At 64.4% G+C, this 26778-nt stretch carries 29 protein-coding genes; 25 read left to right on the top strand and 4 right to left on the bottom strand.

Annotated elements, in window-relative coordinates; all coding sequences use genetic code 11:
• Nucleotides 1-429: 429 nt before the first annotated feature.
• From AC0L3J_RS35065 to AC0L3J_RS35050, 4 genes are all read right to left on the bottom strand, one after another.
• Nucleotides 430-1065, bottom strand: a complete 636-nt coding sequence (locus AC0L3J_RS35065) for a MarR family winged helix-turn-helix transcriptional regulator (RefSeq protein ID WP_473350109.1) — start codon at nucleotides 1063-1065, stop codon at nucleotides 430-432.
• Nucleotides 1066-1917: 852 nt separating this feature from the next.
• Nucleotides 1918-3243 (bottom strand): flagellar protein export ATPase FliI, encoded by a 1326-nt coding sequence (gene fliI, locus AC0L3J_RS35060; RefSeq protein ID WP_018453953.1) that lies wholly within the window; start codon nucleotides 3241-3243, stop codon nucleotides 1918-1920.
• Between the two features lie 36 nt (nucleotides 3244-3279).
• Nucleotides 3280-4008 (bottom strand): flagellar basal-body rod protein FlgF, encoded by a 729-nt coding sequence (gene flgF, locus AC0L3J_RS35055; protein ID WP_007595915.1) that lies wholly within the window; start codon nucleotides 4006-4008, stop codon nucleotides 3280-3282.
• A 3-nt stretch (nucleotides 4009-4011) separates the two neighbouring features.
• The gene (locus tag AC0L3J_RS35050; protein ID WP_473350108.1) at nucleotides 4012-4800 is read right to left on the bottom strand and encodes a DUF1217 domain-containing protein; all 789 of its coding nucleotides are present in this window, start codon (nucleotides 4798-4800) and stop codon (nucleotides 4012-4014) included.
• Between the two features lie 142 nt (nucleotides 4801-4942).
• Between AC0L3J_RS35050 and motA the strand changes: the two genes are divergently transcribed.
• The 25 genes from motA (at nucleotide 4943) to AC0L3J_RS34925 (ending at nucleotide 26771) form a co-directional block, all read left to right on the top strand.
• Complete coding sequence (gene motA, locus AC0L3J_RS35045; protein WP_456768210.1) at nucleotides 4943-5842, top strand: flagellar motor stator protein MotA; 900 nt, start codon at nucleotides 4943-4945, stop codon at nucleotides 5840-5842.
• Nucleotides 5839-6777, top strand: a complete 939-nt coding sequence (locus tag AC0L3J_RS35040; protein ID WP_456768211.1) for a flagellar motor switch protein FliM — start codon at nucleotides 5839-5841, stop codon at nucleotides 6775-6777. The genes motA and AC0L3J_RS35040 overlap by 4 nt, the downstream gene beginning before the upstream one ends.
• The gene (locus tag AC0L3J_RS35035; protein ID WP_018453958.1) at nucleotides 6758-7072 is read left to right on the top strand and encodes a hypothetical protein; all 315 of its coding nucleotides are present in this window, start codon (nucleotides 6758-6760) and stop codon (nucleotides 7070-7072) included. Before AC0L3J_RS35040 ends, AC0L3J_RS35035 begins: the two co-directional genes overlap by 20 nt.
• Nucleotides 7073-7148: 76 nt before the next feature.
• Entirely contained in the window at nucleotides 7149-7529 is a 381-nt protein-coding gene (fliN, locus tag AC0L3J_RS35030) for a flagellar motor switch protein FliN (protein WP_027519864.1), read from the top strand.
• 2 nt (nucleotides 7530-7531) lie between these two features.
• Nucleotides 7532-8572, top strand: a complete 1041-nt coding sequence (locus tag AC0L3J_RS35025; RefSeq protein WP_027570476.1) for a flagellar motor switch protein FliG — start codon at nucleotides 7532-7534, stop codon at nucleotides 8570-8572.
• 13 nt (nucleotides 8573-8585) lie between these two features.
• A complete protein-coding gene (gene flhB / locus AC0L3J_RS35020) occupies nucleotides 8586-9671 on the top strand; it encodes a flagellar biosynthesis protein FlhB (protein WP_473350107.1) in 1086 nt (361 codons plus the stop codon).
• Nucleotides 9672-9756: 85 nt separating this feature from the next.
• Nucleotides 9757-10137 carry a flagellar basal body rod protein FlgB gene (gene flgB / locus AC0L3J_RS35015; RefSeq protein ID WP_354160444.1) on the top strand — a complete coding sequence of 127 codons (381 nt, stop codon included), beginning with the start codon at nucleotides 9757-9759 and terminating at the stop codon, nucleotides 10135-10137.
• Nucleotides 10138-10148: 11 nt separating this feature from the next.
• A complete protein-coding gene (flgC, locus tag AC0L3J_RS35010) occupies nucleotides 10149-10565 on the top strand; it encodes a flagellar basal body rod protein FlgC (protein WP_007595894.1) in 417 nt (138 codons plus the stop codon).
• Between the two features lie 2 nt (nucleotides 10566-10567).
• Complete coding sequence (gene fliE / locus AC0L3J_RS35005) at nucleotides 10568-10897, top strand: flagellar hook-basal body complex protein FliE (protein WP_456768213.1); 330 nt, start codon at nucleotides 10568-10570, stop codon at nucleotides 10895-10897.
• Nucleotides 10898-10912: 15 nt separating this feature from the next.
• Entirely contained in the window at nucleotides 10913-11701 is a 789-nt protein-coding gene (flgG, locus tag AC0L3J_RS35000) for a flagellar basal-body rod protein FlgG (protein ID WP_007595892.1), read from the top strand.
• A gap of 13 nt (nucleotides 11702-11714) precedes the next feature.
• On the top strand, nucleotides 11715-12191 hold the full coding sequence (gene flgA / locus AC0L3J_RS34995; RefSeq protein WP_473350106.1) for a flagellar basal body P-ring formation chaperone FlgA: 477 nt from the start codon (nucleotides 11715-11717) through the stop codon (nucleotides 12189-12191).
• Complete coding sequence (gene flgI, locus AC0L3J_RS34990) at nucleotides 12188-13318, top strand: flagellar basal body P-ring protein FlgI (RefSeq protein WP_456768215.1); 1131 nt, start codon at nucleotides 12188-12190, stop codon at nucleotides 13316-13318. The genes flgA and flgI overlap by 4 nt, the downstream gene beginning before the upstream one ends.
• Before the next feature lie 64 nt (nucleotides 13319-13382).
• Nucleotides 13383-14141, top strand: coding sequence for a MotE family protein (locus tag AC0L3J_RS34985; protein WP_473350105.1), 759 nt, complete (start codon nucleotides 13383-13385; stop codon nucleotides 14139-14141).
• On the top strand, nucleotides 14142-14837 hold the full coding sequence (flgH, locus tag AC0L3J_RS34980) for a flagellar basal body L-ring protein FlgH (RefSeq protein WP_018453966.1): 696 nt from the start codon (nucleotides 14142-14144) through the stop codon (nucleotides 14835-14837).
• A gap of 42 nt (nucleotides 14838-14879) precedes the next feature.
• A complete protein-coding gene (locus AC0L3J_RS34975) occupies nucleotides 14880-15323 on the top strand; it encodes a flagellar basal body-associated FliL family protein (RefSeq protein ID WP_456768217.1) in 444 nt (147 codons plus the stop codon).
• The gene (gene fliP / locus AC0L3J_RS34970) at nucleotides 15320-16060 is read left to right on the top strand and encodes a flagellar type III secretion system pore protein FliP (RefSeq protein ID WP_007595877.1); all 741 of its coding nucleotides are present in this window, start codon (nucleotides 15320-15322) and stop codon (nucleotides 16058-16060) included. The genes AC0L3J_RS34975 and fliP overlap by 4 nt, the downstream gene beginning before the upstream one ends.
• Nucleotides 16061-16323: 263 nt before the next feature.
• The gene (locus AC0L3J_RS34965; protein WP_027570484.1) at nucleotides 16324-17232 is read left to right on the top strand and encodes a flagellin N-terminal helical domain-containing protein; all 909 of its coding nucleotides are present in this window, start codon (nucleotides 16324-16326) and stop codon (nucleotides 17230-17232) included.
• 267 nt (nucleotides 17233-17499) lie between these two features.
• Complete coding sequence (locus tag AC0L3J_RS34960) at nucleotides 17500-18414, top strand: flagellin N-terminal helical domain-containing protein (RefSeq protein WP_456768218.1); 915 nt, start codon at nucleotides 17500-17502, stop codon at nucleotides 18412-18414.
• A 304-nt stretch (nucleotides 18415-18718) separates the two neighbouring features.
• The gene (fliF, locus tag AC0L3J_RS34955) at nucleotides 18719-20350 is read left to right on the top strand and encodes a flagellar basal-body MS-ring/collar protein FliF (RefSeq protein WP_473350104.1); all 1632 of its coding nucleotides are present in this window, start codon (nucleotides 18719-18721) and stop codon (nucleotides 20348-20350) included.
• On the top strand, nucleotides 20347-21042 hold the full coding sequence (locus AC0L3J_RS34950; RefSeq protein WP_473350103.1) for a hypothetical protein: 696 nt from the start codon (nucleotides 20347-20349) through the stop codon (nucleotides 21040-21042). Before fliF ends, AC0L3J_RS34950 begins: the two co-directional genes overlap by 4 nt.
• 6 nt (nucleotides 21043-21048) lie before the next feature.
• Nucleotides 21049-22380, top strand: a complete 1332-nt coding sequence (locus tag AC0L3J_RS34945) for a MotB family protein (RefSeq protein WP_473350102.1) — start codon at nucleotides 21049-21051, stop codon at nucleotides 22378-22380.
• A complete protein-coding gene (locus AC0L3J_RS34940; protein ID WP_473350101.1) occupies nucleotides 22377-23579 on the top strand; it encodes a chemotaxis protein in 1203 nt (400 codons plus the stop codon). Before AC0L3J_RS34945 ends, AC0L3J_RS34940 begins: the two co-directional genes overlap by 4 nt.
• Entirely contained in the window at nucleotides 23576-24916 is a 1341-nt protein-coding gene (gene fliK / locus AC0L3J_RS34935; protein ID WP_473350100.1) for a flagellar hook-length control protein FliK, read from the top strand. Before AC0L3J_RS34940 ends, fliK begins: the two co-directional genes overlap by 4 nt.
• On the top strand, nucleotides 24867-25448 hold the full coding sequence (locus AC0L3J_RS34930; protein ID WP_473350099.1) for a transglycosylase SLT domain-containing protein: 582 nt from the start codon (nucleotides 24867-24869) through the stop codon (nucleotides 25446-25448). The genes fliK and AC0L3J_RS34930 overlap by 50 nt, the downstream gene beginning before the upstream one ends.
• 90 nt (nucleotides 25449-25538) lie before the next feature.
• On the top strand, nucleotides 25539-26771 hold the full coding sequence (locus AC0L3J_RS34925; RefSeq protein WP_027570491.1) for a flagellar hook protein FlgE: 1233 nt from the start codon (nucleotides 25539-25541) through the stop codon (nucleotides 26769-26771).
• Nucleotides 26772-26778: the final 7 nt, after the last annotated feature.

Below are 26778 nucleotides of genomic sequence, written 5' to 3'. Positions count from 1 at the left end.
GCGGTTTTCCTGCGTGTGCTTTCGCGCAGCGGACCGCGGGTGCCAGCCGGCACCCGGCCTTCCCTGCGCCCTCTTGGACAAGAGGGCGGAATGACCAAGCAAAGCTCGGGCGAATGCGCCGCGAGAATGCGAAGGCGTGTCTTCAATTTGAGTCTGCACTGGAGGAAGGCGATGCCGCCTCATGCTCCGTCATTGCGAGCGCAGCGAAGCAATCCAGAGTGTTACCGCGGAGGGATGGCTTGCTTCCGCCTTCGCTAAAGCTTCGGCGGACAAGTCGCTGCGCTCGCAATGACGGTTGAGAAAGTGTGCGCCACACGCCGCTCTCGTGCCCCGGACGCAGCGGAGCGCTCTTGCGGTGCGCTGCAGAGCCGGGGACATGAGAGACTCCGCAAGTTCAGCGCAGAATCCGCGCCCGGAAAGACGCGTGCCTCACCCCTGGTTCGCCACGCGCGCGCGGTCGAGATGCTCTTCGATCTTGGGACGGTCGCGGGTGCGCTCGAAACTGGTGCAGAGCAACTCGGTCTCCTCCAGCGAAACCGGCGCGCGATACAGTCGGCACATGAATTCGGCCGTTGCGCGACCCTTGCCGGTACCCGGCCCGCGTTCGGCGAGAAACATGCAGTCCCGGCAGATGCTGGCATCGAGCCGCTGATTTGCCGCATCGAGGTGATTGAGGATCTGGCGCAGCGAATCGCGCAGCCTGACGCACTCGTCGGGTCCGAGCGCGGTGACGGCGTTCAGCACGTGATTGATCGGATCGTGCTGGTTCAGGCACTTTTCGCCCTGCGCAGTGACGTGCAGCACGACAGAACGCTTGTCTTCGTGCGACGGCTTTCGCACCAGGAAGGACTTGCTCTCCAGCGTCTTCACGATCTGCGATGCAGTCGCCCTGGTGGCGCCGATGAAGCCGGCGAGCGCGGACGGTGTGCGCGAAAACCTGTTGGCACGGCCGAGAAAGCGCAGCGCCATCCATTCCCGGTCGCGCAACCCATGCTGATTGCCTTCGAAATACCAAGCCCTCGCCGCCTGAACCAGCAGCTCGACGGCTTCTCTTGCCAATGGCATGAATTCCTACCTTGCCCCGGGAATAACGTCTGCGGCGCCCCGGAGCCGCCTTCCGCCGTCGCGAACGAGTCGTTTGCGAGAAGCCAAACCACTGGCAATGTCCGACACATGCCCCGTGCTCTTCTCTCGCATGAAGGCACGGACTGCCCGGCGCCCGACCCGGACCGATGGGCACTGCAAGCTATGGCGCGGGAAGCGGTGTTGCTGATGGTATGCCATTCGCGGCGTCGTCGCACGGGAGCCCGAGTAGCCGTCGCCAGCAGACGATGGATCGGAGTAGTTCAACCGAAGCCCCTAAGGTTCAAGTCACACGCAGACGTTTCTTATCTTCGACGAAACGATGAATGAGCTTCTCAACAAAATCAAGTAGAGACCCTCGCGGAGACTGGATGTCGTCGCAGGCGAATGTAACGTTCAAGACAATCTCGCTCTTCGGGACACATGATGGTGAACGCAATACGCTGTCCCACCAGCAACATGCACGCGACTATGCGACGGTTTTATTGCACGGCCCGTTGTTGGCTGTGGTTGATGCAAGTTGATCGAAGCCTGTGCAGGACGAGGATGTGCATCGGCATGTCATCCACAACTTGTGCGTTCTGCCAAGGATTGTCCGGGGGAACTCACAGAAATTGCACGCGGCGGTTGTTCCGACCAGATCAACGAATCGCCGTTCAGTCGCATTCGGCGCGGCTGCCTCACCCGAACGGTGGAGAAGATCGCGGCGGAAACTGGAGACGGCCGCGCAGGCGCATGCGCTGTAAGCGTGGCGGCATGCGCAATCGCCTGTCGAAAACAACGAGCAAGGTTCGATCGCGTGGCGCCTCGCGCGCCGACTCAATCTGAGACTTGCTAATCGCCCTTGAGCATGTCCCGCAGCTCGCGGAACGGATCGGCACTTGGCGGAGCCGAGGCGTCCTGCCGCATCGCGCCGTAGATTCTCGGAACCATGTCGACCGCCTGGTCGAGACCCGAATCACGTCCCGCCTGGTATCCGCCCATCAGGCGAAGGTCGCGCGTGTCCTCGTATTTGGCGATCATGGCGCGCAGCTTGCTCACCAATTCGCGCTCTTCGGGGTCCCAGACGTTATGGGCGAGGCGGGAGACCGAACCCAGAACGTCCACCGCCGGGTAACGTGCCTGGTCGGCGATGTGCCTGGAGAGCACGATGTGCCCATCGAGTGTGCTGCGGATGGTATCGGCGATCGGCTCGTTGTGATCGTCGCCGTCCACCAGCACGGAGAAAATCCCTGTGATCGTCCCGGACCCCTCCTCGCCGGGTCCGGCGCGCTCCAGAAGGCGCGGCAGATCGGTGAAGACGGTGGGCGCGTAGCCGCGCGCGACTGCGGGCTCACCGGCGGCGAGCGCGACTTCACGGGCGGCGTGGGCGAAGCGGGTGATCGAATCGACCATGAGCAGGACCGATTCGCCCCGGTCTCGGAAATATTCGGCGACCGCCATGGCCGTCTTCGGCGCCAGTCGCCGCATCATCGGGCTCTCGTCTCCCGTCGACACGATCGTGACGGCGCGGTGACGATCGGCGCCCAGCACGTCCTCAATGAACTCGCGCACCTCGCGGCCGCGCTCGCCCACCAGGGCCAGCACGACGGTGTCAAAACCCTGACTGCGGGCGAGCATCGCAAGCAGCGTCGATTTACCGACGCCGGAACCGGCAAAGATGCCGACGCGCTGGCCGGCACAGATCGGGGCGAACAGGTCGATGACGCGTACGCCGGTGCGCAGCGGCTTGTGGACCCGCGCGCGCTTCATGGCCGAAGGCGCCTCCGCCTCGGCCGAGACCGGACGCGACCCGGGGGTGAGAGGGCCCTGTCCGTCCAGCGGCGCCCCGAGCGCGTTGATGACGCGGCCCTTCCAGCTCGGATCGGGCGCGAAGGACAGGGGGGGCATCCGGTAGGCGACCGAGCCGAGGCCGCCGGCGAACTGCCGGTCGAACGGCTTGGCGATGATGCCTTCGCTGTCGATCCGCACCACCTCGCCGATCTGGGGCTTGCCGCCGGAGTTGACCCCGATCAGCTCGCCGAGCCTGACGAAGCGCGACAGGCCGGAGACGCGGAAATGCGTCGACGCAATCTCGGAGATCGCGCCGCTGACGCTTGCCAGGGGAGTGCTCTGCTGAAGCTCCAGCAGCGCCCACTCAAGTTGCCGAAGAGCGTTCAAGGAAACCGTCCAACCTCATTGCGCGCGTGGCGCCGTCTATTTGCCGGGTTCGCCCAGCGTCCGGATTGCGTTCTGGAGCGAGCTCTCGGTGCCCTCGATCATCGAATTGGTGCCGTCGAAGGCGCGCGAGGCCGCGATCAGCTTCGTCAATTCCATCATCGGATTGGCGCCCGAGCCCTCGACATAGCCCTGCTTGAAGCCGTCGCGGGAGAAGTCGGCGATGGCGGTCGCAGGCCGGTTGGGCGTGACGCCCGAATTGCCGTAGCGGTCGAGATTGGCGTCGGCGGGAATGTTGAACAGGCCGATGGTGCCGATCTCGTTGTTGTCCTGGGTGATCGCGCCGCTGCGCGCGATCGAGACCGGTCCGCCGTTCGGATCGAGCGTGATTTGCGCGCCGCCGGAATCGATGACGGGGAAGCCGGACACGGTCTGAAGGTCGCCGTTGGCGGCGATCTGGAGTCGGCCGTCGCGCGTATAGACCGTGCCGTTCGGACCGGCGAAGGCGATCCAGCCCTGTCCGACCACGGCGACGTCGAGCGGGTTGCCGCTCTCGGTGATGCTACCCATTTCGCGCGAGATGATGTTGTCGCCGGGCGAGGAGAAGGCGACCGGGTTCGCGCCCGCCTTGGACAACACCGTCTCGAACTTCACCACGTCGGTGCGGAACGCCGCCGTGTTGACGTTGGCGACGTTGTTGGCGATCGTCTGGAGGCGTTTTTCGAGGGCGACCTGCGCCGACAATCCTACATAGAGGGCCGATTGCATGACTTACCTGTTGAACTTGATGTTCTGAAGTGTCGTGAGCACGTTGGTATCCATGCCGATCGACGGTGCGGCGCCGCCGATCAGGACCAGCGCCGGGTTGGTCGAGGTGTCGCTCTGGGCCTGGGTCGCATCCCACATCGCCGCGAAGCGCTGCACGAATTTGGTGACCTTGGCCGGATCCTGGAAATCGGTGAGCTTGATCTTGCTCGTGATCATCTTGGCCTGAGCATCGATGTCAGCCGAGCTGATCGTCGACGGCAGGCCGAGCGCCGTCTGGACCACTTGTGTCATCGCCTTGTCCGCGAGGATCTGGTAGGAATTGGTGATCGTGGAAGCCTTGCGCGTGAAATAGAGCGCCAGCCGCAGGCCCTCGTTCTGGTCGCCGGCCTTCTCCTCCATCGTCTGCGTGACGTATTGGGTCGCCGTGCCGGTCGTGGCCGCGGCGGTTTGGGTCGCCTTGTCGCCGAGGACGGCGAAATTGAACGCGGCGGCGAATTGCCGGTAGCGGGTGTCGGTCAGCTTGTTGGCGAAGGTCTTGTTGTCGGCGATACCCTCGGTCAGCACCTTGCGCATGAAAGCCTTGGCATAGGCCATGTCGCTGAGGCCATATGCCTTCATCGCGTAGGAATAGAGGCGATAGTCCTTCAGGAAGTCGTCGATGGTCTTCACGTTGCCGATGTGGCTGAGGAAATAATCGGTGTCGCGGCTGACGTCCGGCTGCGTCGCGACCTGCGTCAGCGACTTGCCCATGTCCTTGGTCAGTCTGGTGTAGTCCGCGATGGTGGATAGCATGACCCGCGCCCCTCTGGCCGCTTTCGCGACGTCGTCCCAAGCTGCCGTGAATCGCTTGCGCGAGGCTGGCGAGGGGGAAGCCAGCCTCGCGCAAGGCTCGCCGACTAGATATTCCCGATGGGATCGGTGATGGAGCGGCGCGTTGGGCAGTTTCGTGGGGATCGTCATCACGGTAGCGGCACTGCTGGGCGGATTTGCCGCCATGGGCGGGCATCTGGGCGTGCTGATGCAGCCTTGGGAGTTCGTGATCATCATGGGCACCGCGGCCGGCACCTTCATCATGGCCAATCCCTGGAAAACGGTCGCGGATACCGGGCTTGCCTGCGTGCAGGCGGTGACGGGGGCGGTGCCCGGTCAACGCTACTATCTCGATCTGCTCGGCGCGCTGCATGCGCTGATGCGGGAGCTGCGGGGCAAGGGCCGCAACGAGGTCGAGGCGCATATCGACGATCCCGCGTCCTCCGAGATCTTCAAGGCGTTCCCGAGCGTGCTCGGAGATCCGTCGCTGCTCCAGTTCATCTGCGACTACGTCCGTCTCATCATCATGGGTAACGCGCGAACGCACGAGATCGAAGCGCTGATGGACGAGGAGATCCACACCATCGTGAAGAGCAAGCTGGCGCCCTACCATGCGCTGGTGGTGGTCTCGGAAGCGTTGCCCGCGCTCGGCATCGTCGCCGCGGTGCTCGGCGTCATCAAGGCCATGGGCGCGCTCGACCAGTCGCCGAAGCTGCTGGGCGGCTTCATCGGCGCCGCCCTCGTCGGCACCTTCGCCGGCATTTTCCTGTCCTACGGCATCATTTCGCCCTTCGCGATGAAGGTGAAGATGACGCGCGAGAAGCGTTGCCGGCCCTACATCATCGTCAAGCAGACGCTGCTGGCGTTCATGAACGGCGCCATGCCGCAGATCGCCGTCGAGCACGGCCGCAAGATGATCGCGAGCCCCGAACGGCCCTCGATCGACGTCGTCGAGAACGAGACGATCGCGGGACCCAAGGCTGTCGTGGCCGAGGTTGAACCGAAAGCTGCGCGCGCATCATGATGGAAGCCCTCGACGTCGATCAGCGCAAGCCGCTGCCGAATTATCTGCTGGACGCCGCCGGCATCTCGATCGAGCGCATGCCGATGCTCAATGTGATCTTCGATCGCATGGCGGCATCGTGCACGGACAGCCTGCAGCCGATAGCCGGAACGCCATGCTATTTCTCGGTCAACGGCATCACCAACGATCGTGTCGGCGACATCATCAAGGACTACGAGGCCAACGCGGTTGCGGCCGTGCTCTATGCCGAGCAGTGGGACTCCCGCATCATCATCATGCTGGACCGCGACTTCGTGTTCACTATGGTCGAGGCGATGTTCGGCTCCGATGGCGCCGAACCGCCGCTCGACGTCGAGCGCAGCTTCTCGAACATCGAGATCCGCCTGGTCCAGGCGCTTTTCGAGCGGTTCGCCAAGGCGCTGCAATCCTCCTTCGCCGGCACCTCCAACGTCACCTTCCGCGTGGAGCGGGTCGAGACCGCGATGGCGTCGCTGGCGATCGGGCGGAGCGGCAACATGTCGATCTGCGCGAACATCATGCTGCAGGCACTCTACCGCGGCGGCCAGATGTTCCTCATCATTCCGCACTCCGCGCTCAACCCGCTGAGGCAGAAGCTTGCGACCGTCGTCGTCAGCGACGGCCGCGCGGCCGATCCGCGCTGGCGCGAGCAGATGGAGACCGAGGTTCACCGCACCGAGGTGACGCTGAGCGCCGTGCTGGACGAAAAGATGATTTCGCTCGGCGACGTCGTGAAGTTCCAGGTCGGACAGGTGCTCGAGCTCGAAGCCACGCCGCGTACGCTGGCTCGACTCGAGAGCAACAACCAGGTGCTGTTCTGGTGTCAGATCGGCCAGCTTGATGGCTATTACGCCATGCAGGTGGCAGATCCCGTCGATCAGAAACGGGAGTTCGTCGATGATATCCTATCTCGTTGATGCCGTGCTGCTGATTGCGCTCGCCTTCACCAGCATGCGGGTGACCCGGATGCATCGCGAGCTGGCGCGGTTGCGCAGCTACCAGGGCGAGTTCTCGACCATCGTCCAGGAGACGGCGGGCGCCTTCGACACGGTCATCACCGCGGCGCATGATTCCACCGCAAATCTCGGACGGCTCGCCAACGTGCTGAGCACGAAGATTGATCAGGCCCACGAGGCGATCGCGGCGCTTGATGCCAGGAGCGGGCTCGCATCCGCGGCGACCGCGGGCGGCGCCGACGTGAACAAGCATTGAAGCCGAAGCCGGCGGAATAAATACGATCGGAACGTCACGGCGCTCCGGGAGCGGAAATACCAAGAGGCGATACCAGATGGCGCAATCCTTCGACTATGAGTCAGCATCGGCGGCCGACGAGGGGCATACCGAAACATCTCCGCTGGAGCGGTTGGCGGAGATCGCCGCACGCACCGCGGAGGAGACCGGCAAGTTCGCCAATGTCGATGCCATCCTGCGCATTCCCGTGACCATGCAGGTGGTGCTGGGATCGGCGACCATTCCGGTGGCAAATCTGATGAAGCTCGGCCGCGGCGCAGTGGTTCCGCTCGACCACCGGGTCGGTGAGCCCGTCGATGTCGTCGTCAACGGCCGCGTCGTCGCCCGCGGCGAGGTGGTCGTGGTCGAAGAAGACAATTCCCGCTTCGGCGTCTCGCTCACCGAAATTGTCGGGCCGTTGGGACAGGGTGATACCTGACCATGGCGGCACAGGTCGGCATGGCTCCCATCAAGCAGCGAGGCGTCGCCACGCTGGGCGGAACGGAGAAGGTCGCGGCACTCCTGCTCGCCATGGGCCGGCAGGCGGCCGCCAGCGTGCTCGCGCAGTTCGAGCCGCAGGATATCCGCACCGTTACAAAGGCGGCGGCCGAGCTGCGGCCGATCACGGCGCAGGAACTGGAAGCGATCGTCGAGGAGTTCGCCCAGCAATTCTCGATGGGCGCCAACATTCTCGGCACCCTCGGTGGCCTGGAAGCCGTGCTCGGCGACGTGCTTCCGGCCGACCAGGTCTCGGCCATCATGTCGGACCTGCTCGGCAATTCGAGCCGGTCCGTGTGGGACCGCGTCTCGTCGGTGTCGGAAAACTCGCTGGCAAGCTACCTCTCCAAGGAGCATCCGCAGACCGCGGCGCTCATCCTGTCCAAGGTCAAGCCGTCCTGCGCCGCCAAGGTCATGAGCCAGCTGCCGTCGAGCCTGCGCAACGAGCTGATGCGGCGCGTGCTCAGCCTCAAGCCGATCGTCGACGACGCCATGAGGGTCCTCGAGAAGACGCTTCATGAGGATTTGACGCTGAACTTCGCCCGCAACCTCGGCGCGGACACCTATGCCCGCGTCGCCGACATCATCAACAAGATGGAGCGCGGACACATCGAGGACATGCTGAAGAGCCTGTCGGAGAAGCGGCCGAAGTCGGCCGAAGTGCTGAAGGAGCTGCTCTTCACCTTCGACGACGTCACCAACCTGACGCCGAAGGCGCGCACCATGATCTTCGACCAGGTGCCGACCGATCGCATCGTCATCGCGCTGAAGGGCACCGACAAGCACTTCCGCGAGATGATCCTGTCCTCAGTCGCCTCGCGCGTCCGCAGGGTCGTCGAGCACGAACTCGCCATCGGCGAGCCGTCGAACCAGCGCGACGTGCTGGAGGCGCGGCGCGTGATCACCGACCTCGCGCTCGATCTCGCGGAAAAGGGCGAAATCGAGCTCAACCCCGAGCAGGAGGATGAGCTGGTCTTCCGCTGACCGCTGAACGGGCATGGCAGAAACAACCGATCAGGAGAGCAAGACAGAAGAGCCGACCGAGAAAAAAGTCCGCGATGCGCTCGAACAGGGCAAAATCCCGGTCTCTCGGGAGGCTTCCATCTTCGCCTCGATGGCCGCGCTGATGGTGATCCAGGCGTTCCTGATCGGCCAGGGCGTTCAGCAATTGACGCCGATGCTGACGGGCTTTCTCGATGATCCCGACGGCTTCCCTCTCAGCACCGGGGCGGACGCCCAGAATCTCCTCATCGTGGTCGGGCTCGAGGCACTGCGGTTCCTGACGCCGCTGGTCGTCACCCTGGCGGCGTTCGGGCTGGCAGCCTCGCTGTTGCAAAATGCTCCCAGCCTGGTGCTCCAGCGCATCACGCCGGACCTGTCGCGAATCTCTCCGCTCAGCGGCTGGAGCCGGCTGTTTGGATCGCAGGGCCTCGTCGAGTTCGCCAAGTCGCTATTCAAGCTCGCCGCGGTGACTATCGTCGTCGCGTTCGTGCTGCGCTCGTCGGAAGCGAAGGCGTTCGAGGCGATGTACACCGACCCGGTCGCGCTGCCGGAGATGATTCTCAACATCGCCATGCGAATCGTCTCGGCGATCTGTATCGCGACCATCGTCCTCGTCGCGGTCGATCTCGCATGGGCGCGCTTCCACTGGCGGCGCGAGCTGCGCATGACGCGGCAGGAGATCAAGGACGAGCACAAGCAGGCCGAAGGCGATCCGCTGATCAAGGCGCGCCTGCGTTCGCTGGCGCGCGACCGCTCGCGCCAGCGCATGATCGCTTCCGCATCGCGGGCGACGCTGGTGATCGCGAACCCCACGCACTTCGCGATCGCGCTGCGCTACAATCGCGAGGAAAATCCGGCACCGATCGTCGTGGCGAAGGGCATGGACGTGATTGCGCTGAAGATCCGCGAAGTCGCCGAGCAGAACCGGATTCCGGTGATCGAGAACAAGGCGCTGGCGCGCGCGCTCTACGAGGCGGTTCAGGTCGACCAGGTGATTCCGGCGGAGTTCTTCCGGCCGGTCGCCGAGATCATCTACTTCCTGCAATCCAAGCAGACGCCGCGGTCCGAGAAGGTCCAGTAGAATTCCGAGGACGGCGTCCCTTCCATCAGCCTGACGAAAGCTTGCGACCCTAAGGTTACACCGTCTGAACCAGAATGGTGCTGCCGTGGGACCGCTCTATCTCTTCGAACTCGCATCGTCGCAGGCGCGATACCTCGAGCTCCGCCAGTCGACGATCGCCACCAACGTCGCCAACGCCAATACGCCGGGCTTCAAGGCGCGCGACGTCGAGCCCTTCAACAAGGTGCTCGACGGCATGCCAGTGAGGCTCGCGACGACCGCGCCATCGCACATGCAGCTCTCTGCTGCCGAGAGCGACACCCGGGCGACCGCGAAGAAGGACAGCTGGGACGTGGTTCACTCCGGCAACTCCGTCAGTCTCGAGCAGGAAATGATCAAGGGCAGCGACGTCAGTCGCGACTACTCGATGAACTCGGCTATCGTGCGGTCGTTTCACCGCATGCTGCTGTCGAGCGCGAAGACCTGAGGTGAACTGACATGCTGGACTCATTGCAATCCTCGTTGACGGTCGCGAGCTCCGGGCTCGAAGCGCAGTCGACGCGCATGCGCATCGTCTCGGAGAACCTCGCCAACGCGACGTCGACAGGGCGCGCCGCCGGCGCCGATCCCTATCAACGCAAGACGATCACCTTCGATGCCGCGATGGACCGCGCCTCGGGCGCTCAGCTGGCGAAGGTCAAGGAAATCGGGGTCGACACCACGCCGTACCGCGTGGAGTACGAGCCGGGGCATCCCGCCGCCGACAAGGCCGGCTACGTCAAGCTGCCGAACGTCAACATGATGATCGAGATGGCGGACATGCGGGAAGTTAACCGGTCCTATGAAGCCAATCTCCAGGTCGTGAAACAGGTGAGGTCGATGCTGGGCATGACCATCGACCTGCTGAGGAGCTGACAATGCTTGAGGCAATTTCATCAACGGCGATCTCAACTGCGCAGGCGGCGAGCCGCGCGACCGAGGCGCAGGCCATCTCGTCGACGGCGACGCCCGCGATCCAGTCCGGCGGCGACGTCGGATTCGAATCGGTCATGAAGCAAGTGACGACGGACGCGATCGGGACGCTGAAGGCGGGCGAGGCCGCCTCGGTCTCGGCGATGCAAGGCAAAGAATCGACGCGGCGCGTCGTGGAGGCGCTGATGTCGGCCGAGCAGGCCTTGCAGACGGCGGTCGCAGTTCGCGACAAGGTCGTGCAGGCCTACCAAGAAGTCGTTCGGATGTCGATCTGATCAAGGAGTGACGCTGTGAAATCGCTTGCCATTGCGGCCACGGGCATGAACGCCCAGCAGACCAACATCGAAGTCATCGCCAACAACATCGCCAACATCAACTCGACCTCGTACAAGCGGGCGCGTGCCGAGTTCACCGATCTGTTCTACCAGATGGACCGCATGCAGGGCGTTGCCAACACCAGCGGCTCCTCGCCGATTCCGGAAGGTGCCAATCTCGGCCTCGGCGTCAAGTCGGCGGCGATCCGCAAGCTGCATATCCAGGGCGCGCTCACCCAGACCGGCAATCCCTACGACATGGCGATCAACGGTCGCGGCTGGTTTCAGGTGCTCGGCCCGAACAACGAGGTGCAGTATACCCGCGCCGGCTCGTTCAACACCAACGCCAACAGCCAGCTCGTCACGACCGACGGCTATCTGCTGGATCCCGCCATCACGGTGCCGCAGGGAACGGTCCAGGTCACGGTCAACCAGACCGGACAGGTGTTTGCCAAGCTGGATACGGAAGTGAACCCGAGGCAAATCGGCCAGCTCAATCTCGCCAATTTCGCCAACGAGGCCGGCCTCGAACCGCTGGGCAGCAATCTCTATCGCGAGACCACGGCGTCCGGCACGCCGGTCGTCGGGCTGCCCGGCGATTCCGGCTACGGCAAGATCAACCAGCAATATCTCGAAGCCTCGAACGTCGATCCGGTCAAGGAAATCACCGAGTTGATCTCTGCCCAGCGCGCCTACGAAATGAATGCCAAGGTCATCCAGGCCTCGGATGAAATGGCCCAGACGGTCTCGAAGGGCATGCGCTAGTTCCGGTGTATCCATGTTGAACAGGATGGGCTCGATCATGCGCGGGTTGGCCGCCGTGCTGCTGGTTCTCGCCTCGGCGCGTCTCGCCGCGGCCGAGGAGAAGCGGCTCCCCGTGCCGGCCGTCTCGATCCGCGCCGGCGAGCTGATCCGGGACGACATGATCACCGAGCGCGCCTTTGCGCCGAACGTGCTCGGGGTCGCCATGTTCATCGAAGGACGCCAGGTCCTGGTCGGCCGCATGGCACGCCGCGCGCTGCTCCCCGGCCAGCCGATCCCGACCAACTCGGTGGAGGATCCCTGGACGGTCGCGCGCGGTGCGATGGTCAAGGTCGTGGTCGAGGACAGCGGCCTGTCGATCGTGACCTACGGCGCAGCGATGCAGTCGGGCGCGCCCGGCGCGCTCATCCCGATACGAAACACCGATACGGGTGTGATCATCAGGGGCGTCGTTCAGCCGGACGGCACCGTCAAGGTCGTGGACGGGTCATGACCAGAGTCCTGCTCGCGCTCGTCCTGCTCGTTTCCGCCGTCAGCGCCCAGGCCGCCGTCCGCATCAAGGACATCGCGGACATCAAGGGATTGCGCGAAAACCAGATCGTCGGCTACGGCCTCGTCATCGGCCTGAACGGCACCGGCGACACGCTCCGCAATGCGCCGTTCACGGAGCAGTCCCTGCAATCGATGCTCGAGAACATGGGCATCAATGTCAGGAACGAGACCACCAGCACCAACAATCCGCCGCGGCCGACGACGCTGCGCACGCGCAACGTCGCGGCCGTGATGGTGACCGCGGACCTGCAGCCCTCGATCGGTGCCGGCGAGCGCATGGACGTGACGGTGTCGTCGCTCGGCGATGCGACCTCGCTGCTCGGCGGCACGCTGGTGATGACGTCGCTGCGCGCGGCGGACGGAGCGGTCTATGCAGTGGCGCAAGGCGCGGTCACGGTCGCCGGTTACAGCGTCGGAGGCCAGGCCCAGAACGTCAGCCAGGGCACGCCGACCGCGGGCCGTATCCCGAATGGCGCTCTGGTCGAGCGCGAAGTGCAGGGTAGTCTCCATGAAATGGAGTATCTTGTGCTGGAGCTCAAGAATCCTGACTTCGTCACCGCAACGCGAATCCTCGACGCCATCAATCGCTACGCGGGCGGACGCTACCGCGCGCAGATCGCCTTCGAGCGCGACTACCGCACCATCGTGCTGTCGAAGCCGCGCCACATCGGCCCGGTCCGCTTTCTCGCCGAAATCGGCGAGCTGACGGTCGAGCCGGACACGCCGGCGCGGGTGGTGATCAACGAGCGTACCGGCACGGTGGTGATCGGACGCGACGTACGGATATCGACTGTTGCCGTGACGCACGGCAATCTGACGGTCCGCGTCACCGAGCTTCCCGTGGTGTCGCAACCGGCGCCCTTCTCGAAAGGGCAGACGGTGGTCGTGCCCCAGACCGTGGTCGAGGCCAACGAGGCCGGATCGCAGGTGGCGATCCTGAGCGGCGTCGATCTCCAGCGCCTGGTGCGCGGCCTGAACCAGATCGGCCTGAAACCATCCGGCATCATCGCGATCCTCCAGGCGATCAAGACGGCCGGCGCCCTCCAGGCGGATGTCATCGTGCAATGACGCGTAAGCGCCGTGCAAGCTTGGTCGCTCAATGCTCTCTCGACCGAGAATCGCACGCGGACCGATGTTGAAGCTGGATCACAAAGCCAAACTCCTCCTCCTGGTCGCGGCCTCCGCGCTCGCGAGCGCTTCGCCCGTTCTGGCGCTGGATGAGGCCAAGCCGTCGAAGCCGCTCAACCTGCTGTCCTTCGCGCGCGCCCGCGCGCCTGGCCCGCAGAAGCCGATCTCATCGATCCCGAGCGACAATGCGTCGATGCGGGCGACCGCGTGGGCAGCCGAGGATTCGGGACCCGCGACCACCGGTGCCGTGCCGGCCTCCGAGAAGCCCGCGCCGGCACCCACAGCCGCGCCGCGACCGGCCAAGCCCGGCAGCGTCACGGCGCCGCCGAAGCCGGTGCCGCCCCAGGCCGCTGCAACCGCGGACAACGAGATCGCCCTGTTCTGCAGCAACGTCGCCGACCCCGCCGTCGATGCAAGGCTGGCTTGGCAGCTCAAGGAGCTGGAGAAGGCCGAGAACCAGCTTCGCGAGCGGATCGCCGAGGTCGAGGCCAAGCGCGCCGAATATGAGAAGTGGATGGCGTTGCGCGACGACTTCCTGAAGAAGGCCGAAGCGAGCGTCGTCGAGATCTACTCGCGCATGAAGCCGGACGCCGCCGCAACCCAGATCGCCGGGATGGCGGACGAGACGGCTGCGGCCGTGCTCGCAAAGCTCAGCCCGAGGAGCTCGAGCGCAATCTTCAACGAGATGGAGACGGGGCGCGCGGCGCACCTCGCCGATCTGCTCGGCGGGATGCGTCGCGTGGATGACGGAAAGACCAAATAGATGAAGAATCTGATCCTCATCCTCTCGCTGTTGTCGCTTGCGGGATGCGTCACTGATCCGGCCGAGGTCCTGACTGGCCCGCGATTGTCGCCGGTCGGGAGCGGCCTGAGGACGCAGGCCGATCCGATTCCCGTGACGCCCCGCATGCACTCGCCCGTCAGCTATCGCTCGACCTGGGACGACGGCACCGACCTCTACCGCGATCCCCGCGCCCGGCGCGTCGGCGACGTCGTGACGGTGATCATCTCGATGCAGGACAAGGCCAAGCTCGACAACAAGACGGGTCGCTCGCGCGATTCGCAGATCAAGTTCGGGCTCGACTGGCTGATGGACGTCGCGGGATGGCAGGACAAGGGCTCGACGAGCGCCAACCTCAACACCAACACCCAGATCAAGGGCAACGGACAGATCGACCGCACAGAGGATATCAAACTGTCGATCGCAGCCATCGTAACCGACGTGTTGCCGAACGGAAATATGATGATCAGCGGCTCGCAGGAGTTCAAGGTCAACACGGAAATGCGCGTGCTCAACGTCGGCGGCATCGTGCGTCCACGCGATATCTCGCGAACCAACACGATCTCCTACGAGAAGATCGCCGAGGCGCGCGTGGCCTATGGCGGTCGGGGAAATCTCTCGGACGTGCAGCAGCCTGGATGGGGACATCGGATCTATGACGCCGTGGCACCGTTCTGAGATGCGCGACCGTCGGGCCGCGTCACGAGGGCAGGGGACGTCATGCGCCTGATTGCGGCCATCGTGGTGTTGACCCTGATCGCGATCGGCGCGGGCGCGCTTGCCGGCCTGCATCTGTTTGCGGCCGCCGAGCGCGTCGCCGATGCGAAGAAAACCGCCACGCCGCCGCCTCTTGCCTCGAGCTACGCCGGCAGCGCGCGGCTCAGGAAGCTGTCGCCGATCGTGACCAATCTCGGCGCGCCGGCCAACAACTGGGCCCGCATCGAAGCCTCCATGGTGACCGACAGCATGAGCGACGAGGATGCCGGCATCCTGGCGGCCCATATCAGCGAGGACATCGTCACCTATCTAAGGTCGGCGACGGTGGCGCAGTTCGAGGGATCGCGCGGGCTTCAGCACCTGCGCGAGGACCTGACCGAACGCGCCAATATCCGCTCCTCGGGCAAGATCCGCGAATTGATCATTGAGACGTTGGTGATTCAGTGAAACTGAGAGTCCTGCTGCTTGCGTTGCTCCTGGTCGTGCTGCCCGAAGTGGCACTGGCCCAGATTCCGGACCTCAATTCGCTGCTGCCGCCGGGCAACGGCTCGACCAGCGGCCGGATCATCCAGTTGATGGCGGTGATCACGGTGCTGTCGGTGGCGCCGGGATTGCTCATCATGGTAACGAGCTTCACGCGATTTGCGGTGGCGCTGTCGTTCCTGCGGGCCGGTCTCGGCCTCCAGACCACGCCGGCCAATCTGGTGCTGATCAGCCTCGCGCTGTTCATGACCTTCTACGTGATGGCGCCGACCTTCGACCGCGCCTGGGAAACCGGCATCCAGCCGCTGATGAAGAACGAGATCTCGGAGGAAGAGGCCTATCTGAAGATCACCGATCCGTTCCGCGAATTCATGCTGGCTCATGTTCGCGACAAGGATCTGCAGACCTTCGAATCGCTCGCCGCGGAGAGCTTCCGCAGGAAATTCGACGACAAGCGCGTCGACATGCGCGTCATCATTCCGGCCTTCATGATTTCCGAGCTCAGACGTTCGTTCGAGATCGGATTTCTCATCATCCTGCCGTTTCTCGTCATCGACATGATCGTGGCGACGCTGACCATGTCGATGGGCATGATGATGATGCCGCCGACCATCCTCGCATTGCCGTTCAAGATGCTGTTCTTCGTGCTGATCGACGGCTGGAACCTGCTTGCCTCCGGGCTGGTGCGCTCGTTCTCGTAACGGCAACGAGCGCCAGAGGGAGCGTTATGGTTAGCGAGAAGTACCGGACTATGGTTAGCAATAGGTACTGTTAACCATCTGATTTACAGCGTAATTCAAGCCGATCTTAATCCGTGCGCAAGATTCGGCGTGCTAGCAATGCGTCACGGCGGGTTGGACCCCACCCACATCAGTCCAAAGGCATGATGCCGCCCCTCCGTACCGGTGAAAGCCCGGTATGTCCCCTCGTGAAAATGTAACGCGTACATAAAGGGACATTCGCAATGTCAAGCCTGCTTACGAACTCGACCGCCATGACCGCACTCCAGACCTTGCGGTCTGTGAGCTCGCAGCTCTCCACCACGCAGACCCGCATCTCCACCGGCCAGCGCGTCTCGACCGCTTCGGACAACGCTGCCTACTGGTCGATCGCGACCTCGATGCGCGCCGACAACGCCGCGCTCTCGGCGGTCTCCGACTCGCTCGGTCTGTCCGCCGCGACTGTCGACACCGAATATACCGCTCTGACCACGGTCATCGGCGACAAGGACTCCGGCCTGACCAAGCTCCAGTCCCTGCTGGTCGAAGCCAAGACCGCCGGTATCGACCGCAGCAAGATCCAGGCCGACGTCACCCAGATCCAGCAGCAGATGAAGGCGACAGCCAGTGCGGCGACCTTCAACGGCATCAACTGGCTGAGCACGTCCGCCACGACGCCGACGACCTTCAGCCTGGTGTCGTCGTACTCGCGTGTCGGCGGTACGCCCACCATCGGCTCCATCACCGTGACCACCGCGAACTACTCGCTCTACACCTCGACGCAGACCGGCATTCTCGACACGGCCGGTTCGACCGCTCCATCGATCAACACGATGAGCATCTCCGCGTTGACCGACTCGGCAGCTGACCAGACCACGCTCGATGGCTACATCGCGCAGGTCACCGCTGGCATCAACTCGGTGGCCTCGGCCGCCGCCAATCTCGGTGCCGTCAAGAACCGGCTCTCGACCAACACGGACTTCGTGAAGTCGCTGATGGACTCCGTGGACCGCGGTATCGGTCAGCTCGTCGACGCCGACATGAACCAGGAGTCCACCCGCCTGTCGGCCCTCCAGGTCCAGCAGCAGCTCGGCGTGCAGGCGCTCTCGATCGCCAACAACAGCAGCCAGAGCATCCTGTCGCTGTTCCGCTAAACCCCGAACCATCTGGGAAGGGCCGCGCTTCTTGCGAAGCGCGGCCCTTTTGTTTTGGCGTGACGCGCGCGCCGCAATTTCGGCCGCCTTGTTGCGGCAAAGACACAGAGCCACAAGCCCCGCACAAGCTTCGCGGGCTATCGTCGCCGTTACGACAGGTTGGGCCTTGACGCTTTTGCGCAGCCCAAAGGCATGACGCCGCCCTGCCGTACCGGTGTAAGTCCGGTATGTCCCCAAATTTAATTCAATCTCCAAAGGGACATCAAAATGGGTTCTAGCCTCCTCACCAACTCGTCTGCAATGACCGCGCTGCAGACCCTTCGCAACGTCAGCTCGCAGCTCGCGACCACGCAGAACCGGATCTCGACCGGTATGCGCGTCTCGACCGCCTCGGACAACGCTGCCTATTGGTCGATCGCGACGTCGATGCGCTCCGACAACGCCGCGCTTTCCGCGGTCTCCGACTCGCTCGGTCTGTCGGCTGCGACCGTCGACACCGAATATACCGCTCTGACCTCGGTCATCGGCGACAAGGACTCCGGCCTGACCAAGCTCCAGGCGCTGCTGGTCGAAGCCAAGACCGCCGGTATCGACCGCACCAAGATCCAGGCTGACATCACCCAGATCCAGCAGGACATGAAGCTCAAGGCCAGCTCGGCGACCTTCAACGGTATCAACTGGTTGAGCACGACGACCGGCACCACGCCGACGACGTTCAACCTGGTGTCGTCGTACTCGCGTGTCGGCGGTACGCCCACCATCGGCTCCATCACCGTGACGACCGCGAACTACTCGCTCTACACCTCGACGCAGACCGGCATTCTCGACACGGCCGGTTCGACCTCTCCGTCGATCAACACGATGAGCATCTCCGTGCTGACCGACTCGGCCGCGGACCAGACCACGCTCGATGGCTACATCGCGCAGGTCACCGCCGGGATCAACTCGGTGGCCTCGGCCGCCGCCAATCTCGGTGCCGTCAAGAACCGACTCGCGACCAACACGGAATTCGTCAAGACCCTGATGGACTCCGTGGACCGCGGTATCGGCCAGCTCGTCGACGCCGACATGAATGCGGAATCGACCCGCCTTCAGGCGCTCCAGACCCAGCAGCAGCTCGGTGTTCAGGCGCTCTCGATCGCCAACCAGAACAGCCAGAGCATCCTGTCGCTGTTCCGCTAAGCCACGGCTTCGAAAACGACCGTGCTCCTCAGGGAGCACGGTCTCCGCCGTGAGCGGCGGATCCGACGGCACACGACGTGCCCACATCGATTTTCTGAGGCCACATTCCAGGCAACACGCCGTCGCCGATCGCACCGCGATGCGACCGGCCGTCCGCTTGTCGCCGACCCGCGCAATTGCGTCACTCAGTCTCTTGTAAAATTGCAACGCCTCGCCGGCGAACCGACACATTCGTGGTCTCGCGCAACCTTCAGACAAGGTTGGCAGCAGAGTGTCCTCTACGTTCGCATTGGTATGAGGTCACATGCTGTTCAGTCGTGCGCAGATACAGCAACTGCTCAACAATCTGCTGGAGCTTGGGCCGCGACGCCTGATGGCCTTGGGATTGATCGGTTTCGCCGTTCTCGTCACCGTCGTGGGCGGCGCCTATTATCTGAGCCGGCCTGAATTCGAAACGCTCTATACCGGCCTTTCCCGCGAAGACGTGACACGCATGGGTGCAGCGCTGCGCGAGCAGAACATCACCTTCGACGTCAACACCGCCGGCGACGCGGTCTCGGTGCGTCCGAGCCAGACCATGCAGGCGCGGATGCTGCTCGCCGAGAAGGGGCTGCCGACCAGCGCCAATTCCGGCTACGAGCTGTTCGATAAGATCGGCTCGCTCGGTCTGACCTCATTCATGCAGGAGGTCACCAAGCTCCGGGCGCTCGAAGGCGAGATCGCCCGCACGGTGCAGTTGATGAAGGGCGTGAAGGCGGCGCGGGTGCACATCGTGATGCCGGTGCGCGGGTCGTTCCGCGCGACGCAGCAGCCGCCTTCGGCATCGGTCGTGCTGCGTACCGACGGCGCGATCGAGGCGCGCACGGCGCAGTCGATCCGTCATCTCGTCGCGGCGGCCATTCCGGGCATGAGTCGCGACAAGGTCACGGTGCTGGACGCCGACGGTTCGATGCTGCTTGCCGAAGAGGACGAGGCCACTGCCGCTCCGACCAAGATGGCGAGCCTGCAGAAGACGGTCGGCGGAATGGTTCAGGAGAACATCCGCAAGGCGCTGACGCCGTATCTGGGCCTCGACAATTTCGAAGTGAGCGTTGCATCGCAGCTCTCCACCGACAAGCGGCAGACCAACGAGACCGTCTACGATCCCGAAAGCCGCGCCGAGCGCTCGGTCCGGAACGTCCGCGAGAACGAGAAGTCACAGAACGCAGACCGTTCGCAGCCGACCACGGTGCAGCAAAATCTTCCCGACCAGCAGGTGAACGCCGGCGGCACCAAGAATTCCAGTGAAGACAAGACCCGCCGCGAGGACGTCACCAATTTCGAGGTCTCGTCCAAGACCACGACGACGGTGAGCGACGGCTATTCGGTGAAGAAGCTGTTCATTGCCGTGCTGGTCAACCGCGGGCGGCTCATTGCCGACCTCGGCGACAAGAGCAACCAGGCCATCGTCGACAGCAAGCTCGCCGAGATCAGCCAACTCGCGGCCACAGCCGGCGGCCTGGACAAGGCGCGCGGCGACCAGATCCAGGTGACGGCCGTCGATTTCATCGAAGGCTCGCGCGAACTGGCGCCGGTGCCGCCGATCAGCTTCGTCGAGATGATCAACAAGCAGCTCGGCAGCGTCATCAACGCGGTCACGATCCTGGCCGTAGCTTCGATGCTGGTGTGGTTCGGACTTCGTCCTGCGGTCAACGGCATTTTGACCCATCGCGCGGCGCAGGAGCAGACCGAGGCCGCGGAAGCCGCCCAGCTCGAGTCGGCCGCGGGCGCCCTTGCATTGGCGGATAACGAGGAGGCCGAGCTCAATCTGGTCGAAGACCTCGAAGGCAAGATGCAACGAACGCCGCAGAAGCGGTTGGAGCAGATCGTCCGTCTCGATCAGATGCAGGCGGCAGCGATCCTTAAAGACTGGATGCGACGCGAGGAGGCGGCATGAACGCGGCAATCGGAAAGCTCCTGACGCAGTTCGACGCGAACGGGCGGGTCAAATCGCCTCCGCCTCCACCGCCGCCTAAAATCCAGGATGTGCTGACGAGGCCGAAGGAAGCCCGGCGCGAGCCTCAGCCGCAGCCCCAGACCCATTCGCAACCGCAGCTTCAGTCGCCGCCTCCGGCGCCGAAGGCGGAAGCCCCGGCGGCCAATCTCCTGGACGATGCCTTTCGGCGCGGGCATGCGGCCGGCGTCGCGGAGGGCGAGTCCAGGATCGCCGAGGAACGCGTGCGCAGCGCGATCCGGCTCGGCGAAGAGCGGGCCAAGTGGTCCGACCAGCAGGCGGTGGCGGTCGTCAGCGGCTTCGACACGGCTTGCCGTGAAATCGAGACCAATATCGCGAGCTCCGTTGCGCGGATATTGTTGCCGTTCCTCGCCGACGCGGTCCGCGACAAGGCGATCGGGTCGCTGGTCGAGCAGATTGCGGCGCTAACCGGCAATTCGCCGGTGCCGGTGTTCAAGGTCACCGGCCCGAGCGAACTGCTCGACCTGGTGAAGACGCAGCTCGAGACGGCGCGGCGAACCGGCATCGAATATGAGGCCGCCGATACATTCGAGGTTCGCGTCGTAGCCGACCAGACCGTGATCGAGACGCAGATCACGGCCTGGAGCGAGCGCCTGAAAGAGGCGCGTCGGTAGTCCGTCATGAATGAGGTCAAGTCAGAACTCGTCATCATCCGCCGGCGGAGCGCCTTCGACGACGAGAAGCCGCACGGCGGCGTCTGGAAGATCGCCTATGCGGACTTCATGACCGCGATGATGGCGTTCTTCCTGGTGATGTGGCTGATCAATGCGCTCAACCAGGATCAGAAGCAGGTGGTCGCGAGCTATTTCAATCCGATCAAGCTCGCGGAGAACGCACCTGCCCCGAAGGGGCTGAAGGATCTCTCCAAGAAGGAGCCGTCGTCGTTCGACGGCCAGGACGGCAGGCGCCAGCCGGGAGGACCGAGCGAGGAACGTCGCGGTGACTCTCCGACGGCCGAGAAGCCGCCCTTCTACGAGGAGAAGGTCCTGTTCCGCGATCCCTATACGACACTCGCCGAGATCGCCAGCAGCGCGAACCAGGCCTCGGGCCAGCGGCGCGCCGGCGCTTTGACGTCCGCCGAAGAGGATGGCCTCAAAGGAGGCGACGCCTACCGCGATCCGTTCGATCCCGGCTATTGGAAGCTTGCGCCGCAGGCATCCAAGGATGCCGATCGCATCGTCGAGCCCAAGCCCGAGCCCAAGCCGAATGCGTCCGCGCGCGACACTGCGTCGGGCACAGGCGAGGGCGAGCCGCAGGCGCGCCGAGCCAGGCAGGACGATGCCGGCGGAAGCGTGGCTCCGAATGCCGACGCGCCGTCAGCAAGCCTGTCGCCTCTGCTGCCGCCGGGGCCCGCGCCATCGCAGGCCTCACGCGAAGGGAGCGCGCAGCCGGGCGCCCAGGCTGGTAATCAAGCCAATGCCGCCGCGCAGCCGCGTCCCAACGACACGGCGAAAGAATCCGAGCCGCGCGACGCGGCTCAGGCCCAGCAACTAGCGGTCAAGCAGCTTCAGTCGGCGATCGCCGACGCGCTGTCGGACGTCAAGGCTGGCGCCGGACCGGTGGCCGAGGTGCGTCAGGTTGAGGAAGGCCTGCTGATCAGCCTGACCGACGATGCCAACTTCGGCATGTTCGCGGTCGGCTCTGCTGAGCCGCGGCCCGAACTCATCCGTGTGATCGACAAGATCGGCCCGCTGCTGACGAAGCGTCCCGGCGTGATCATCGTCCGTGGCCACACCGACAATCGGCCGTACCGTTCGGAGACCTATGACAACTGGCGGCTGTCGACGGCCCGTGCACAGATGGCCTATTACATGCTGGTCCGCTCCGGCGTCGATGCGCAGCGGATCGAGCATGTCGAGGGGTATGCCGATCGGCGGCCGAAACTTCAAAACGATCCCGCGGCCGCGCAGAATCGCCGAATCGAGATCATGGTCCGGGAGAAGCGTCCTTGATCAGGCCTCTTCTCCGCGCCGCGCTGCTGATGCTGCTGCCGTTCACGGTGGCAGGCGCATTCGCCGAGCCGGCACCGATGCCGCCCCCGCCGGCATCGGCATCGGGCGAGCCATACGAGCTCGTTCGGGCGTTGCAGGCCGTGCAGGACGGCATCGCCAACGGCGATACCGCGGCGCACGGCAGCCACAGCGCATTGATCCGGCAGATCGGCGAAAAATTTCTCGCCGCCGATCCGGGCGTGTGGAGTAATTCGCAGAACGGCCAGGCCGCTGTCATCTACCTGCTCAGCGGCGGCGCGCCGCAAATCGTCCGCAAGCTGCCGCGCGACAAGTTGAACGTCGACGGACGGCTGTTCGATGGCGCGCTTGCCTATGTCGAGGGTCGTCAGGACGAAGCGCGCGAACTTCTCAAGGACGTCAAGCCGCGGACGGTTCCGGCGGGCCTGGGCGGGCAGCTCGCGCTGGTCCAGGGCGCGCTGTTCGCACGCGCCGAGGCATCGCTTGCAATCGAGCGTCTGGATGACGCGCGCCTGCTCTTGCCGGGCACATTGGTGGAGGAGGCCGCGCTGCGGCGCGAGATCCTGCTGGTCGGGCAAGCCGAGGATTTCGACAAGTTCGAGTTCCTGACGCTGGCCTATATCAGGCACTACCACAACTCTGTCTATGCCGGGGACTTCTGGCAGCGCTTTGCGACCGGCCTGACGCAGTCAAGCCTCGCGCTCGACGAACGTCGGTTTGCGCGGATCACCACCCTGCTGGAGCAGATCGATCGCGCGAGCCGCCTCAAGCTCTATCTCGTGATCGCGCGGACCGCGATGGTGCGCGGAGGGCTGGCCGTGACCCGGCTTGCCGGCGAGCGTGCCCTGACGCTCAGCGCCGATGCCTCGGCGGAGCGCGAGCGGGCGCATTTGTTCCGCGGCGTGTCGCGGGCGCTCGCCGGCGAATATGACGGCGGTCTCGCCGAGTTGAAGGCGCTCGACCGGTCGAAGCTGCCCGAGCGCGACATTCCCTTTCTCAATGCAACGGTGCAGCTCGCACTCGACGTCCGCAAGCCGTTCGCTGGCGGATCCTCCGCCGCAGCCGACAAGCCTCCGGTCACGCCGGCGCGTCTCGATCTCGCGTCGTCGACCGCAACGCTTACGCGCGCGCAGAAGCAGCTCGGCGAGCTCGAACTTCTCACCAGGGATCGCCGTCCATGACGAAGCTCAGTGGAACCTCCGGACAGGTCTTTTCGAGTCTCGCCGAAAGCCTCAACATGCGGGGCACATCGCGCTCCGGCAAGAGCGCCGGAGCGAAAGCGCAGGCGGACTCCTCCTTCAACGATCTGCTGCACACCGTCTCGAGTCTCGCGAAGCGGGCGCTCAACGACGAAGGCGGCGACACGGCGGTGAAAGCCGGAACGCTGCGGACGCGCCTGGCGCACCAGAGCGGGAAGGACGACGCCAACGACGAGACGGTGCACGACCGTGCCGCGGCAGTCGAAGAGCCCGGATCCAGCGAGAAACCCACCGAGAAATCGTCCGGGAAACATGGATTCCTCGATCCTACCGAGCAGGCCGACGTCCAGAGCCGATCGAGCATTGCCGGCATCATGGGGCAGGAGATCGTCGCCGGGCCGCCGGTCGTGATGCCGCAGATGCAAGCACCGACCGGCGACAAGAAGGATGCGTCCGGGCGCGACGAGCGGTCTTCCACGACAAAGCGCGACGTTCAGGCCATGGGCACGGCGAAGGCGACGACAGCCGAGCCCGCGTCTCCCGCGGCTCCAACCGCCGCGCATTCGCAGGCCGCGGCGTTGCACGCGACGACTGCCGACCAGGCGACATCGCCGCAAGGCAGTGAGCCGCCGCTGAAGGCAACGGCACCCGGCTTCGAGGCCATCGCGGCCAATGTCGAGCGTGCCGCCAAGGCTTCGGCGCGGGACGCATTGCCCGAGACGACCAAGGTCACCGTGGTCCAGCAAGAGACCCATCTGCCGCCGGCGCAGTTCAACGCTCCGCAGCAGGTTGCCAACGCCGTTGTCGCCGAGCTGAAAGAAGCTCCGGCACCGACGGCGTCCGCAGCTGCGGATCTTGCCGCGTCCCAAGCCAATGCGCCCGATCAGCCGCTCAAGATCCTGACCATCAATCTCGAGCCGCCCGCGCTCGGCAATGTCACCGTGCGCCTTCGTCTGGTCGGCAACGAGGTGTCCGTCCACCTCGCCGCCGCGCGCAAGGACACGAGCCAGATGCTGGACCAGCAACGCGATTCGATCCGCGACCTCATGCAGTCGGCGGGCTACGTCGCCGACATTGCGCCCGTTCAGCACGGCTCGCTGGATGGATTCCAGAGCGGCTCCGGCCAGTCGCAGCCGCAGCTTTCGGGCCAGCAGCAGCCATCGTCGCAGTCGCAAGGCACGTTCGACGGTACGAGCAATTCGTCGGGACAAGCCGACGGCGGCGCCAAGCAGGCCCGACAGGAGCGCCCGTCCAACCAGGAGACGCGTCATGATCAGGACGTGGGGCCGCAGATTCGTCGCGGCCCTGTTTATCTGTAACGCCGGCGCCGCGACAGCTGCGACCGACAATTCGCGCCCGTGCGAGCGCGAGATGGCGCGTGCGTCCCAGCAGCACGGAATTCCGCTCGGCATTCTCTACGCGGTCGGCCTGACCGAGACCGGGCGGCGCGGCGCACTTTACCCTTACGCGCTCGGCGCCGACGGACAGACCGTATTCGCCAAGGACATGAACGACGCGATCGCCAACTTCGAAGCCATGCGAGCTAGGGGAATCAAGCTGATCGACCTCGGCTGCATGCAGATCAACCATTATTATCACGGCGACAAATTCGCCTCGGTCCGGGCGATGTTCGATCCCGCTGGGAATGTCGACTACGCCGCGCGCTTCCTGAAGGAGCTGAAGCAGCGCGAGGGTAGCTGGACCATGGCAGTCGCCCGCTACAATGCAGGCCCCAACAACCAGCCGGCCCAGAAGCGCTACGTCTGCCACATCGTCGCGCATCTCGTCTCGAGCGGCTTCGGCGCGTGGACCGACAAGGCGCGCTCGTTCTGTCAGCCCAAGACGGGCTGACGACATGAAGTTGTGCATGGTTCCTTTCCATCAGCCCCGCGCAAGCAAAACCCATCATTGTAATTACAACCTACTTAAGGAGCCCAATCCATGAGCCTCTATGGCATTATGCGTACCGGCGTTTCCGGGATGGCCGCGCAGTCCAACAAGCTGTCGACGGTTTCGGACAACATCGCGAACGTCAACACCACCGGCTACAAGCGGGCTTCGACCGAATTCTCCTCGCTGATCCTGAAGAGCGGCTCCGGCAATTACGATTCCGGCGCCGTCGAGACCACCGTCCGCTACGCCATCAGCGATGCCGGACATACGCAATTCACCACATCGAGCACGGATCTTGCCGTTCAAGGCAACGGCTTCTTCGTGGTGTCCGACGCCACCAACACGCAGCAGTTCCTGACGCGGGCCGGCTCGTTCGTCCCGGACAGCCAGGGCAATCTGGTCAATGCGGCCGGCTACTACCTCCTCGGCCAGCCGGGTAAGGTGACTAATTTCTCGCAGAACAGCCTGTCGGGAATGCAGATCGTGAACATCGCCCAGGTCTCGCAGGTGCCCGTGCCATCGACGGCGGGAACGCTCACCACCGGCAATCTGGATCCGACGGCAGCACTCATTGCCGGTCCGCCTGGCCCGGGCGCGTACTCGTCGAAAAGCTCGATCGTGGCCTACGACAATATCGGCCAGCCCGTTAAGGTCGATCTCTATATGTCCCATACCGCGACAGCGGCGGGCTTGGACACCTGGCAAATCCAAGCCTACAACTCGACGACGGGCGCTACGCTCGGCGCGACCGGCACTTATACCTTCGACACGACGACGGCCGGAAAGGGCGCGCTGGCCGCAGCGAGCGCCACGACGCTTGCATTTCCGGTCACCGGCGGCGCGACCGTGACCCTCGACTTGTCGAACATGACGCAGGTCGGCACCAACTTCAGCTTCAAGGCCACTGTCAACGGTAGCGTTCCGTCGGCCATCGATAAGGTCGACGTTGACCAGAACGGATACGTGACCGCCGTGCTCAAGAACGGTCAGCAGCTGACGCTCTACACGCTCATGCTCGCCGACGTGGCGAGCCCCGATAATCTGACGCCCGAGCCGGGCAACGTCTATTCGACCAACCAGAATTCGGGCAACGCCCAGGCCGCGAATGCCGGCACTGGCGGGCTTGGCACGATCCAGTCTGAGGCGCTCGAAGACTCCAACGTCGATCTCGCGGACGAGCTCACCGGGATGATCGAGGCACAGCGTGGCTTCACCGCTAACTCGAAATCGTTCCAGACCGGCGCCGACCTGCTCGACGTCGTCGTCAACCTGAAGCGCTGAATCCTTC

The sequence above is a fragment of the Bradyrhizobium sp. Kon37 genome, from assembly GCF_055807535.1.
Note: the sequence above shows the minus strand (reverse complement) of the source record. Positions and strands in the feature narration are given on the sequence as shown.